The sequence below is a fragment of the Sporosarcina cascadiensis genome, assembly GCF_009650995.1.
In the GTDB taxonomy this organism is placed as follows: Bacteria; Bacillota; Bacilli; order Bacillales_A; family Planococcaceae; genus Sporosarcina; species Sporosarcina cascadiensis.
This window is the reverse complement of record NZ_WHVV01000015.1, coordinates 1-13301: the sequence shown is the minus strand read 5'-3', so window position 1 is coordinate 13301 and position 13301 is coordinate 1. Positions and strand designations below refer to the sequence as shown.

13 protein-coding genes are annotated in these 13301 nt (G+C 43.2%); 12 read left to right on the top strand and 1 reads right to left on the bottom strand.

The annotated features are described in order from the left end of the window. The first annotated feature begins 29 nt into the window (after nucleotides 1-29). The 9 genes from dapA to pdxA all read left to right on the top strand — a co-directional run bounded on the left by dapA (nucleotide 30) and on the right by pdxA (nucleotide 9221). Nucleotides 30-917: a 4-hydroxy-tetrahydrodipicolinate synthase gene (gene dapA / locus GDZ68_RS14270; protein ID WP_153722984.1), complete on the top strand. Its 888-nt coding sequence runs from the start codon at nucleotides 30-32 to the stop codon at nucleotides 915-917. Continuing rightward, nucleotides 914-2077, top strand: a complete 1164-nt coding sequence (locus GDZ68_RS14265) for an iron-containing alcohol dehydrogenase (protein ID WP_153722983.1) — start codon at nucleotides 914-916, stop codon at nucleotides 2075-2077. The genes dapA and GDZ68_RS14265 overlap by 4 nt, the downstream gene beginning before the upstream one ends. Before the next feature lie 14 nt (nucleotides 2078-2091). After that, nucleotides 2092-3342, top strand: coding sequence for a four-carbon acid sugar kinase family protein (locus GDZ68_RS14260; RefSeq protein ID WP_153722982.1), 1251 nt, complete (start codon nucleotides 2092-2094; stop codon nucleotides 3340-3342). 14 nt (nucleotides 3343-3356) lie between these two features. Then, entirely contained in the window at nucleotides 3357-4130 is a 774-nt protein-coding gene (locus GDZ68_RS14255) for an SDR family NAD(P)-dependent oxidoreductase (RefSeq protein ID WP_228551122.1), read from the top strand. Between the two features lie 18 nt (nucleotides 4131-4148). After that, nucleotides 4149-5225 (top strand): sialidase family protein, encoded by a 1077-nt coding sequence (locus GDZ68_RS14250; RefSeq protein WP_153722981.1) that lies wholly within the window; start codon nucleotides 4149-4151, stop codon nucleotides 5223-5225. 24 nt (nucleotides 5226-5249) lie between these two features. After that, complete coding sequence (locus GDZ68_RS14245; protein ID WP_153722980.1) at nucleotides 5250-6272, top strand: TRAP transporter substrate-binding protein; 1023 nt, start codon at nucleotides 5250-5252, stop codon at nucleotides 6270-6272. Between the two features lie 113 nt (nucleotides 6273-6385). After that, the gene (locus GDZ68_RS14240; RefSeq protein WP_153722979.1) at nucleotides 6386-6892 is read left to right on the top strand and encodes a TRAP transporter small permease; all 507 of its coding nucleotides are present in this window, start codon (nucleotides 6386-6388) and stop codon (nucleotides 6890-6892) included. After that, nucleotides 6889-8193: a TRAP transporter large permease gene (locus tag GDZ68_RS14235; protein WP_153722978.1), complete on the top strand. Its 1305-nt coding sequence runs from the start codon at nucleotides 6889-6891 to the stop codon at nucleotides 8191-8193. The genes GDZ68_RS14240 and GDZ68_RS14235 overlap by 4 nt, the downstream gene beginning before the upstream one ends. Before the next feature lie 35 nt (nucleotides 8194-8228). Then, the gene (pdxA, locus tag GDZ68_RS14230) at nucleotides 8229-9221 is read left to right on the top strand and encodes a 4-hydroxythreonine-4-phosphate dehydrogenase PdxA (protein WP_153722977.1); all 993 of its coding nucleotides are present in this window, start codon (nucleotides 8229-8231) and stop codon (nucleotides 9219-9221) included. 877 nt (nucleotides 9222-10098) lie between these two features. Here the strand turns inward: pdxA and GDZ68_RS14225 are convergent. Continuing rightward, nucleotides 10099-10446 carry a winged helix-turn-helix transcriptional regulator gene (locus GDZ68_RS14225; protein ID WP_153722976.1) on the bottom strand — a complete coding sequence of 116 codons (348 nt, stop codon included), beginning with the start codon at nucleotides 10444-10446 and terminating at the stop codon, nucleotides 10099-10101. A 163-nt stretch (nucleotides 10447-10609) separates the two neighbouring features. Here GDZ68_RS14225 and GDZ68_RS14220 point away from each other — a divergent pair, with 163 nt between their 5' ends. The 3 genes from GDZ68_RS14220 to GDZ68_RS14210 are packed head-to-tail and all read left to right on the top strand — an operon-like array spanning nucleotide 10610 to nucleotide 13119. Further along, nucleotides 10610-11377 (top strand): conserved phage C-terminal domain-containing protein, encoded by a 768-nt coding sequence (locus GDZ68_RS14220; protein ID WP_153722975.1) that lies wholly within the window; start codon nucleotides 10610-10612, stop codon nucleotides 11375-11377. Further along, nucleotides 11378-12655 carry a replicative DNA helicase gene (locus tag GDZ68_RS14215; protein ID WP_153722974.1) on the top strand — a complete coding sequence of 426 codons (1278 nt, stop codon included), beginning with the start codon at nucleotides 11378-11380 and terminating at the stop codon, nucleotides 12653-12655. After that, complete coding sequence (locus tag GDZ68_RS14210) at nucleotides 12655-13119, top strand: hypothetical protein (protein ID WP_153722973.1); 465 nt, start codon at nucleotides 12655-12657, stop codon at nucleotides 13117-13119. Before GDZ68_RS14215 ends, GDZ68_RS14210 begins: the two co-directional genes overlap by 1 nt. Nucleotides 13120-13301: the final 182 nt, after the last annotated feature.

Below are 13301 nucleotides of genomic sequence, written 5' to 3'. Positions count from 1 at the left end.
AAAAATGAAAACGTATAAGGAGTGACGGAATGCTAAGTGGTATTGTACCAGCACTATTAACGCCTTTAACGGAAACTCATGAAATTAATGAAAATGTCACAAGGCAGCTAGTTAGAAGACTTGTAGACAAAGGCGTCCACGGTTTATTTACATTAGGAACGAACGGAGAATTCTTTACACTCAGCCAGGACGAAAAGGTGAAGCTTGCTTCAATTATCGTAGATGAAGTGAATGGTCAGGTGCCGGTAGCTGTCGGAACCGGGGGAAACAGCACAAGAGAGGTAATCGAGCTTTCAAAACGGATGGAAGACGTTGGAGCAGATGTACTGTCTATCATTACTCCATACTTCGATCCACCTTCCCAGCAGGAACTTATAGCGCATTATGAAAAAATTGCTGAAGGAACGAATCTGCCGATTATCTTATACAACATACCTTCACGTACAGGTGTATCGCTTTCACCGGATACAGTAAAGCATTTATCAAAAGTTCCTTCCATCAAAGGAGTCAAAGACAGCAGCGGTAACTTTGATAACATCCTTCAATATATTAACCTGACCGACGATGACTTCACTGTAATGTCAGGAACAGATTCATTGATTTATTGGACATTGCTTGCCGGCGGAAGCGGCGCAGTTGCCGCTACTGCAAATGTTTTCCCGGATATAGCGCTATCTATCTATGATAACTGGAAAAAGGATGACCATATAAAGGCGATGCAGGCGCAAGAAGCTCTGCGCGATATTCGTAATCTCTCGACAAAAGCCACAGTTCCGGCAGTATATAAGAAAATGCTTGAGCTTCAGGGAGTGCCGGTCGGACCACCAAGAGCTCCTGTCATGGAAGCGGAATTATCATTAACTAAGGAAATCCAGAACACTTTAGATCAATACAAGGAAAGAGGTTGGGGCATATGACATCATTGTATCAATTTCAGACAGCCGACTACTTAGTTGGCGGCAATCAATCTATTGAAAAACTGGCAGAATTATTGAAAGAACGTGTAACAGATTTATCCACGGTTCTTGTGGTTTCTCAGGTAGGACTAATCGAACTGGGTCTCCTGGACTCAGTCTATAAGCAACTGGAACAGGAAGGAATTCGGGCAATAACTATTTCATCCATTCTCCCAGAACCGACTGTGAAAAGTATTCAAGCTTTAGCTGATGAATATGCATCGGAATCCTTTGATTATATTGTTGCAGTAGGTGGGGGCAGTGTCCTAGATGCCGCGAAGCTGTTATCAGTGCTTCACACAAATAATGTGACAGTTCAACAGCTTCTGGATGGACAGCAGGCAACAGTGGAGGGTATACCGACTGCTATGGTTCCGACTACAGCGGGAACAGGGTCGGAAGTTACCCCAAATGCAATAGTGACAATTCCTGACCAAGAGCTGAAGGTCGGTATCGTCAGCAGATTTTTCCTGCCCGCTCTGGTTATTTTAGATCCATCTCTGACTACCGGATTACCAAAACCGTTTACAGCTGCGACCGGGATGGATGCTTTCACGCATGCATTTGAATCGTATATTTCCAATAAAGCGAATATGTTCAGCGATGTCTTCGCTTTGGAATCAATCCGGTTGATCAGTGATAGCATCGTAGAATCGTATGAAAATGGCTCGTCAATTGAAGCGAGAGAGAAAATGCTGATGGGATCCATGTATGGCGGAATGGCCCTGACCAGTGCAGGAACAGCAGCGGTCCATGCATTAGCATATCCGCTTGGAGGTAAATTCAACATCCCGCATGGCGTAGCCAACTCTATGCTGCTGCCTCATGTGACTTCCTTTAACCTGGATTCCATGATGGAGCGTCTGCCTGCAGTGGCAAAAGCCATGTCCATCCATGAGGAAGGCGATACGCTTGAACAGACTGCGGATAAAATAATCGCACAAATCGAAGAATGGATCCGTGTATTGAATATTCCACAGGATCTAAAAGAGTTTGGTGTAACAGATGGCGATATTACCCACCTGGCTGAAGCGGCAATAAAAATCAAACGACTGTTGGACAACAACCCGAAATCACTGACAGTACTGGAGATTGAAAATTTATATAAAAAATTACTTTGAGGCAGGTATACAGCATGAATTTTACAATCATAGCAGACGATTTAACAGGGGCCTGTGATACAGGAATACAGCTGGTCCCCTATGGGATTCAACCATCTGTTATGTTGGAATCGTTTTTAACTGATGATACGTCGGACAGTATTGTTATAAACACAGATACACGCCCGATGGAACCGAAAGCGGCCTATCAGACAGTATCTGAACTGTTGGAAAGAAGTAAGGTGAAGGGAAGAGAGACACTCCTTTACAAGAAAATTGATTCAACCATGCGAGGCAACATCGGCGCAGAAATAGATGCCATTTATGACTATATTAGGCCTGACTTTGTATTCATTGTTCCGGGGCATCCTGCAAACGGTCGGCAGATCATTAACGGATATCATATGCTGAATCGTAAAATCCTGCAGGAAACAGAAGTATCAGCAGATCCGACACATCCGATCCTCAGCTCTAATATTACGGAGTTGATTTCTAAGCAATCCCAACAACCGATCCACCATATATACGCAGATAGTCTGCAGGATGGTGAAGATGCATTTGTGGCCATGTTAGATCAAATGAAAAATAAAGGCATTAATTATATTACCTTCGACAGCGTTTCCGAGCAGGATCTTGAGATGATTGCAAGTTTAATCCAATATCAGCCTTATTCATATTTCTGTGTAGGATCTGCGGGGTTACTGAGCCATCTTCCTAAGGCGCTTGGATACGAGAAAATACCGCATTCTCCTCCAGTTGAAAGGAGAAGTGGATCCAAGCTGTTTATTATAGGGAGTGTAAGCACACTGGGTCGCAGGCAGCTTGAAAAACTGCTTCAGCAAAACGAAGTATCTGCAATAGAGATTGATTATTTTTCAGATGAACAGGCAGAAGAAGGGTGGATTTTAACAAAGGTTACTAATGAACTTGCGAATGAACGGCATATTGTATTATTTTCATCGCCCGACCGAGAGAAGAGTCAGGCATTCTGTGATACAAATGGAAAAAGTATGTCTGCTGTCGGAGAACTTATCGCGGATAATCTAGGCATGCAGGCTCAACGTATTCTATCTCGTTTTCCCATTTCCACTCTGTTCCTTACAGGGGGAGAGACAGCGCAGAAAGTGATGAAATACATGGACATTAATTGTTTAACCCTTTTGGATGAACTGGAACCGGGTGTACCTGTTTGTAAAGTGGATTCGGAAGAAGAAATGAGAGTCATCACAAAAGCCGGGAATTTTGGGACAGAAGAAGTAATGATAAAAGTTCTTAATAGATTATAGGCAGGTGGATTTTCTTGACGACAGGGGAAATAACAGAGCGGCTTTTAGAAAATCAGACAGCAATTATCACAGGAGCTTCACGGGGAATTGGAGAACAAACAGCCTATACTTTGGCAGCTGCCGGCGCGGATGTGGTGCTCAATGGCAGAGATGAAATGCGTTTATATGCCGTAAAGGAAAGAATAATCAACGAACTTGGGAGACGGGCGGTTGTAGTGGTAGGGGATGCAAAAGACCCGCAGACGGCTAAGCGGGCAGTACAGACAGCAATCGATTTTTTTGGCCGGATTGACATTTTAGTAAATAATGCAGGGATGAACAGTCGCAGTTCAACTGCTGACACGACACTTGAAGACTGGCAGCAAGTAATCGACGTTAATCTAAACAGCGTGTTTTATTTTTGCAAGGAGGTGCTCCCATTCATGGTTACACAAAAGCGGGGGAAAATCGTGAATGTTAGTTCGAAGGCATCCAAGACACCTCATCAAAATGCGGCTCCCTCTTATGGGGCTTCGAAAGCAGGCGTTAATTATTTAACAATGCATCTGGCATCTGAATATGCAAAGGATAATATCTACGTAAACGCGATTTGCCCGGGTCCGGTGGAAACAGATATGACCAGGCAGTGGAGTCCAGAATACAGAATGAAAGTTTTGGAGGGGATGCCTTTTAAAAAACTTGGTACACCGCAAGAAGTAGCGAGAACTATTTTATTCTTTGCTTCCTCGTTATCAGACTATGTAACTGGTGAGACGCTGAATGTAAACGGCGGTACTTATATGAATTAAAAGGAGAGATGTTTCAAGATGGATACAGTACAGGTTTCAACAACAAAAATTCCAACGCCATTTTCTCATAACCATGCATCTAACTTGCTTCAGCTTAGTAACGGAGATCTACTATGCTGCTGGTTTGGCGGAAGCAGGGAAGGAAAAGCGGATGTTTCCATTTTATGTTCCAGATTATATAAGGGCAAACAAGAATGGGAAGAGCCGGTTGTATTAAAAGGTGACTTGGAAAGATCAGAACAGAATCCGATTCTGTTTGTCACACCTGTCGACGAGTTATGGCTGATTTATACAGCGCAGATTGATATTCACCAAGACTCGGCCATTGTATATGTCCGAAAGTCAAAGGATAACGGTAAAACGTGGACTGACCCTTCTGTCCTGTTCGATACACCGGGGTCGTTTGTGAGGAATCCTCCGGTAATCCTGCAGGATCAAACAATCATTCTGCCGGCTTACTACAGCAAGAAATCATCAAACGGTTTTCTAGGCGACGACTACAGTGTTGTAAAGGTTAGTAAAGATAATGGTGAAACGTGGGAAGAATATGAAGTGCTTCAAAGTAAAGGATTGGTACACATGTCCATTGTAAGCGTTAACAATCGTTTGGTTGCTTTCTTTAGAAGCAGGAGAGCTGATTCGGTCTATATATCCACTTCTGCTGACGAAGGTAAAACCTGGACTGCTCCAATGCAGACAGAATTGCCGAATAATAATGCATCCGTACAGGCGACTGTTGCTAAAAACGGCGATATCTTTCTTATCTATAACCACATTAATGCTGAAATGGCACCGCCGAAAGAAAACCGACCGCCTTGGTTTGACAAAGCTGACATGGATGGTTTGAATCTGGAAACACTAAAAAGCGCAACTTGGGGTGTCGTCAGGAGTCCGCTAAAAGTAGCACGGTCTTCAGATGAAGGAGCAACCTGGAGAGAAGTAGTGACAGTAGCTGATGAGGATTCCGTTTCATCTGAAGTTGATTATCCAGAGTTTTCTTATCCATCCATCCTTCTTGACGAAAATGGACTGTTACACACGAGCTTTACTTTTTTAAGAAATCATATTCAACACAGCGTTTGGAAAATAACATAAAAAATAGAATGGGGAGGGTTTTTTATGCGAAAAAAGTTACACACTTTAATGTTAATGTTGGGAGTTGTTGGACTACTGGCTGCTTGTGGCGGAGATAAAGAAGCCAGTAGCAAAGATTCAAGTTCTGGAGCTAGTGGGGATAAAGTCAAATTGGTGGCTGCTACAATCAACCCGGCTGAATCTCTACTGGGTAAAGCATTAATTGCTTTCGCTGATGCAATAAACGAAGAAAGTAATGGTGAAATTGAAGTTACTGTCCATACAGGCGGGCGTGTCGGAGATGCCTCCAGTATTTATCAATCTGTAATCTCCGGTGATATCGATATGATTTACACAGATACAGGATGGTTTTCTGAACATCAGCCTATATTTGATGTTTTGTCCAGTAACTATCTGTTCAAAGACCGGGAGCATTTTAACTCGATTGTAAATGAAAGTGACCGGTTGTCATATTTCGAGGACTTACTTCGTGAAAATCCAGGCTTGGAAACAGTCATGTATGCAGGAGGACTTGAAAGAAATATTCTTAGTACATTCCCTGTTGAGTCTGTCGGTGATCTAAAGGGCAAAAGCATGCGGAGCGGCGGATCTGCAACTGAGATGGAATGGTGGCAGCGCCTCGGGGCCAGCCCACAGAATATCGATTTGAGTGAAGTATATTCAGCAATTCAAACCGGAGTTGTTGAAGGTACGCAGAACAGTCTAGATTCCATGATTGAGAATCGTTTCGGTGAGGTTGGAAAATATGTCGCACGTACACAGCATATTCTAACATTAGGTTTCGTAGCGATGAATGGTGACCGGTATAATAATCTGTCTGATGAACATAAACAGGCGATTGCCGCAGCATCAGACCGCGTTCAGTCTGAATACACAGAGATTGCATTTGATGAAGCAGACGAGTATAAGGAAAAATTGGAAACTGAGTTTGGCTTAACATTCACAGAGCCCGACAAGGAAGAGTTCATTAAAATTTCCCGTGACCAGATGACGGAGAGAGCAAAAGAACTTGGAGCAGAGGATGTAGTGAACGATATTTTTGAATGAGTTTTATTACACAGTCAATCTGGATTACTTCTAACAGTTGTTCAGATTGACAGTGTTATCTTTTTGGGTGCACAAGGTATAATTAAAAATTTATAAATGATTGAAGGGATGACATGCTGAAAAAAATTAATACTATCATGGTAAATATTGCCCAGACCATTAGCATCATCGCAATATTTTTATTGGCTCTGTCTCTTTTTACTGGAGTATTAGCCAGATACGTCTTCTTAGTGTCCATACCTGAAATTGAACCGATCAGGAAATTTTGTATCATGTGGTTAGTCTTTATGGGTTCTGCACTGGCGATAAAGGATAAAGAACATTTGGAAATTGATATTTTTACGGAATACTTAAGCGATCGTGTCGCAAAAGTAAGGGATATTATTGTCTACGTCCTGACTTTCGCAGCAGTGATTATCCTTTTATTTATCGGAATTGCGGCCTTCAAAGCGGGATTAACAAGAAAAGAATTAGTGCCCATTCGTTTCTTATCTGAAAGACCATCGTTGACTTATTACTACTCGGCATTCTTGGTAGGAACAATCTTTATGGTTTATTTTCAAGTACTTAATCTTAAACAGTTCTTTAGAAAAGGCACAAAAGAGGTGAATGATAAATGATCCTTCTCTTTATAGTATCAGTATTCGTTATATGTTTATTTCTTGGTGTGCCTGTTGTTTTCAGTATCATCATATCATCCTCTATTCCTCTATTGTTTGAACCGTTAGTCAGTTTAACACAGGCAAGTTCGGTGATGATTGAATCGTTTTCTAGTTTCACATTACTGGCGATTCCGCTTTTTATACTTTGTGGGTCGCTGATGAACTTGACAGGCGTCACAGATGATTTAATTTACATCTCGAAGGCATTGGTAGGAAAACTTAAAGGAAGCCTGGCACATATGAACATTGTGACAAGTATTTTCTTCGGTGCCATTTCAGGTTCTTCCGTAGCAGACGTGGCTTCAATGGGTCGGCTTCTTATCCCGGCAATGATAAAGGCAGGGTACAGCCGTGAATTTGCGGCGACTGTAACTGCCGCTTCTTCTACGATTGGTTCCATTATACCTCCAAGTATTTTACTTATTGTTTATGGCGCATTGGCACAAACATCGGTTGCAGCTTTATTTATTGCTGGAATCGTACCAGGCATTTTGATCGGTCTAACACAGATGGTATACGCCTATTACTATGCAGTAAAGAACAATGTTGGAGATATTGAAAATGAATTAATAGGCCTGGAAGAAGGAGAAGAACTCTCCAAGGTTACTGCTCTAAAAAAGAGTATTTTCCCAATTAGCTTATTCCTGGTCGTCATCGGTGGAATCATGGGTGGAATATTCACCGCTACAGAAGCGGCAGCCATCGCCGTTATGTATGTATTATTCGTTGCTTTCTTTATTAAGAAGCAGCGCAACTGGAAGAGCTATTATGAAGTTTCCAAACGGGCAACAATGGATTCGGCAGTCATTTATATTTTGATTGCAGCTGCAGCATTGCTTTCTTGGGTTCTGGCATACTATGAAGCAATGGATCCAATTGTCAATATTCTATTGGAAAATAACTTTTCACCGACTGCTTTTTTACTGATGCTAACATTGCTGTATGTCATCTTAGGGACGTTCATGGAACCTAACTCAGCTATGCTGATTTTTGTACCGCTATTACTACCAGTCATGCATGGTTTGGGAGTAGACCCGATTGTCACAGGTATCGTCACTGTTATGGCTATTCGTTTAGGTACAGTAACACCACCTTATGGCTTATCAAGCCTGTTGGCATCTAAAATTGCCGGTACTAATATGCTGAAAATGATGAAACATATATTAATTTTTGTATTCATCTATCTCATCTCCATTTTGTTTATCATTTTTATTCCACAGCTTGCAACGTTCTTACCGAACTTGCTAATGAATGATTAAATCATCTGGAGAGAGGAATGAGGAGGTCGAAAAATATGGGAATACCTGTAATTGCGATTACGATGGGAGACCCTTCAGGAGTAGGACCAGAAATCATTGTCAAAAGTTTAATGGATCCTGAAATATACACTAAATGTCGACCTATAGTAATAGGGGACAGGACAGTTTTAGAAAAGGCGAAGCATGTTACAGATTCTAAGCTGGAGATCCATACTGTAGCCTCGGTGAAAGATGCTAAGTTTGAATTCGGGTCCATTGATCTTCTTGATTTAAATAAGGTCTCTGAAACTATTGAATGGGGGAAAGTTACTGCGGAAGCTGGAGATGCCGCCTTTGAGTATCTGAAGGCAGCCATCGAACTGGCAAACAATCATGAAATCCAGGGAATCTGTACAGCGCCGCTGAACAAAGAAGCTCTTCATAAAGCAGGGCATATTTATCCCGGACATACCGAAATACTTGCAGAACTTACCGGAACCTCAGATTACGCTATGATGCTGACAGCACCGGGACTACGGGTCATTCATGTGACCACACATATGGGACTTATCGATGCTATCAATAAAATTGATCCTGAAAGACAGGAAGCGGTAATTCGCCTGGCTGACGAAACATTGAAGAAGGCTGGCATTAAAAATCCTCGGATTGGTGTATGCGGCATTAACCCGCATGCCGGTGAAAACGGGCTGTTCGGTTACGGGGAAGAGGAAGAAAAGATTGTACCAGCAGTTAAAAAAGCCAAAGAGGCGGGTATCAATGTGGAAGGACCATTGCCTGCAGACACTCTATTCTTCCGAGCGCGTCGTGGCGACTTTGATATTGTCGTAGCGCAATACCATGATCAGGGCCATGGACCGATTAAAGTGCTGGGGATTGAGGACGGCGTCAATATTACGGTCGGCCTGCCAATTATTCGAACCAGCGTAGACCACGGAACTGCCTTCGACATCGCAGGTAAAAACATCGCAAAAGAGGATTCCTTGAAATCTGCTTTAAATGCGGCTATTGGCTTGGCGCCATCAAATTAAAAGAAGATAGAAACCCCTATGAATTTTTCATGGGGGTTTTTGAAGTATATTTTACAATTCGAGGGCAGTGCAGGGACAACGCTGCTGCCCGTATTACCCCAAACACATATCACCGTTGCTAAATCAACAATCACCGTTACTGACAAATGACAATTCAGCTGGAAAAATAGCACGGACAACAGCGAGGTCATGTAACCATTCAAACCACCGTATAGTCCTATTCACATTTACAACGTATAATCTCAACGCTGAGAAGATATTCCAGGCATTTTTTGATTGGGTGGATTCCTCGAGTAAAGAGTATGAGAAGCTTCGTCTTTATGTTGTTCCTTCGGGGAGGTACACGCCCTTTTGCATTTCTCGCAAGGCGGGCGGAATCTATTTTTTTTACGATAGTCTTCCACCACTTTAAAGGGCTGCAATATATCATAATCTTCATGTTTCAGGATATAGCAGTGGTATACATAGCGGCCTGTGAATTGACCAGATCGCATGATCACCGTAAGTAGCTGCAATAGTTCAATAGGAAACGGATATACCTATTTTTATCCCATACGTAGGAAGGAACAATAGGACCTGAACAGACACAGCTTTTAATTTTTGAAGGAGTAGATTCTTCCGAAAATGATATTGAACACACGGACGGCGTCGCAAATTTCCAATATCAACTTAAAATATTAGAAGAAGGTATTGAGCGGGTTATCCCGTCTTCTTAATTATCCAAATGTACAGACCTATAATGAAGAAGCAGGGAAGAAAACAGGAATAACTATTATTGGGATTAACGTCCATTTCCGAGAGTTAGACGCTTGCACATCGAAAAAGCTGGAGGATCAAACCTTCCTCTCAACGCTTTTTGCAATGTTATCTGTCAGTTTCATTCCCCAACAGGCAAAATCACATAAATATTAGCCCCGGGCCCCTGTGTATCCGGCTGGGTGAACGGCACCCGCTTGATCATCCCAAGTTCTATCAACTTCCTCATCACTCGCCGGACCGTGGAATTCGATACATCCAACTCCTCTTCCATCTCCCGCTGCGTCAAATGCACCGCCAAATACGTCTCCGAATGCGAACAAATCAATTCGAACACCTCCCGATCCGTCCTGTTCAATTTCTGCCAATTCCTCTTCACATGTTCTCTCGCTGCAAGCTCCATTTCTTCCCTGTTCCTGAATTCCGTATGGCCCTCTAAATAATTTTTCATTTGCATATTGTCGTCCACTCCTTTTCCCCCTATATAGACAGTGGGCCGGAAAAGGATACACGGATAGAATCGCGAAAGTTTTTTTGACCCCTCCTGTATCCTTTCCGCAAAATCCCTCTATATAGCGTGCAAGAGGCACAAACAGCCCCTTACACCAAAAAGAATCGGGAGGTCCACCCCAATGAATTTACTGATCAATGAATCACCGATGATTATCCTGCCGTCGCTCGTGAAACAGGCGGGGCTCAACGAAGCAGTGCTGCTGCAGCAACTGCATTTCCGCTCACTGATTTCCCGCAAAGGCTCAAACGGAGAGAAATGGGTTTCCAAAACGTATGAGGAATGGGCAGAAGAATTTCCTTTCTGGTCCGTCAGAACAATACGGCGCATAATACGAAATCTTGAGGAGAAAGGCTATCTAATTTCGACTTCCGAACACAACCGGATGAAAGCTGACAACACCAAATGGTACCGCATCGACTATTCTACCGTCAGCACTGCCTTTGGCAATCAGGGGCAGTGTCCGGAACGACCAGTTGCATCTGTCCAAAATGTACAGACAGAGTTGGCCATTCTGGACAAACCATTACTTAAAAAACGTAAGAATATTAAAAAAGAACTTGTCGGGTTGCACCACGACGAGATCACCTTAATTATCAGCCACCTCAACGAGAAAACAGGCAAACAATTCAAAGCAAATGCATCAGCGACCGTAAGACTGCTCAATGCACGGCTGAATGAAGGCTATTCAGTCGAGGACATCCAACAAGTCATCGATTTGAAGACAGACCAATGGCTGCAGGATGAGAAATTCCGTAACTACTTGCGTCCTTCCACTTTATTCAACGCAAAGAACTTCGAGAATTATGTGAATGAAACGGAACCTCTGCAAGAAGAGGAAGAGGAAATCCAGCCGTTCGTGCTGGATTTCATGAAAGGGGAGAGATGAATGAGCAGTGAATTAGCTGAGAAAAGTGTAATCGGAAGTATGTTAAAGGAGAATCATTTCATATTGGACAGCGGAATGCAGGCAGAGTATTTCCAATCCCATATCCATCGAATAATTTTCAGTGCGATGCGAGAACTTGCCGGCATGAATAAAGTGGCCGACTACATCACCCTCCTGACAATCCGGGAACCCGCAAGACTCGGAGGAGCGAATTATCTGGCGGAACTCAAGAATTTTGCCCATCCTGCCCGTTTTGATGAATATAAAGAAATCATCGTCAATAAATGGCAGGAAATCGAGAAAGCCAGACTGCTGCAATTGGCGCAGCACGATAACTGGTCCATACCCGAAATCCAGCAGTCATTCGATTCCTTACAGGATGACAACACTGCAAGCATGGAAACATCGTTGAAGAACGAATTGATCAAGCAATATGAAAGACCATTCGAACCGCTGGATGAAAATATCGGTACAACGACAGGGCTCGCTGTCTTGGATGGGATACTGAATGGATTTCAAGACAGCGAATTCATCGTCGTAGCAGCCAGACCATCGATGGGAAAGACGGACACACTGAACCATTTCTCATTGAATGCAGGCTGGGCCGGTCATCTGCCGATCATCTTCTCGCTTGAGATGAGCAGGAAGTCGATGATAGACAGGCTGATCGCCGCAACGGCAGGATACAGCCGGTTGCGTATGAGGAATCCCTACCGGCATTTTACTGACAAGCAAAAAGAGGATTGGGGCACCGCAATGCACCGGCTGGATGAGTCAAATATCCATATCGATGACAGAAGCGCCTTGAAAGTAAGCCAGATTAAAGCGACAGCCAGAAAAATCATTAAAGAAAATTCGGATAAACATCCCATCATCTTTATTGACTACTTGCAGATTATCCGGCCAGACGGGAATCCAGGCAACCAAATGCAGAGTATCGGCCAAATCAGTGCAGATCTAAAGAATATGGCCAAGGAATTCAATTGCCCAGTCGTCGTACTGTCGCAATTATCGAGGGCAGTCGAACAGCGCCAGGACAAGCGTCCGCTTATGAGTGATCTGCGTGATTCGGGAAATATCGAACAGGACGCAGACGTTGCGGCGTTCCTCTACAGAGACGATTATTACCATAAAAGATCGACACCGACAGATGAACTGGAGATTGAAATCACTAAGCACCGGAACGGTCCGACTGGCAGAGTCACTGTGACCTACATCAAGGAAACTGGCGAACTGTGTGATATCGAACAGAAAAAATGTAAAGGGAGTGGAGCGTAATGGAAATCACAGTCGGAGAGTTTTTTGAATTTGCGGTAGAAATGGATATGAGTCTTGTAGCGCACAACATCTACTGGGCACTCACAAACGGGATCATTGGAGTGAATGACAGTGTGGAAAAACTGAAGAAGGTGAAATCTGACGACGCGGCGGTTCTCCACCTGCACAAAACCAATCTATTGGGCATCGGCAGAATTAAGCTTTATGCCATCAAGACTCAGACAAAAGACTGGTTCGCTTTCTACTTCGCCGAACATTCGTTGGACGTATTCAGGCTGCATGGAGAGAAATTTGGCGAAAACAACGTCAACATCATAAACGCCGGTCGCCTCTTATCGAAAGTGATGGCTTCGGCTGAGAACGGGACAGAAGAGTTCCTATTTGAGCGCAAGAAACGCATTGCGGAATATCCCGCATACGTCGGGCATGCATGGGTGGGAGAGATGGTGATGCATCAAATATAGGTAGCCGGGGAATAGTGATCGGTTCCTGTGTGCGAAACAAACGTGAAAGTTCAAATAGTCATGTTAGTTCAAACAATCATGAATGTTTCTCGCACAGGAACCACTCACTAGCGTTGCATGAAATACACATAAAAACATAGATGTATATTTATCCCATTAAACTTTTTGTGACTAAATAAAAA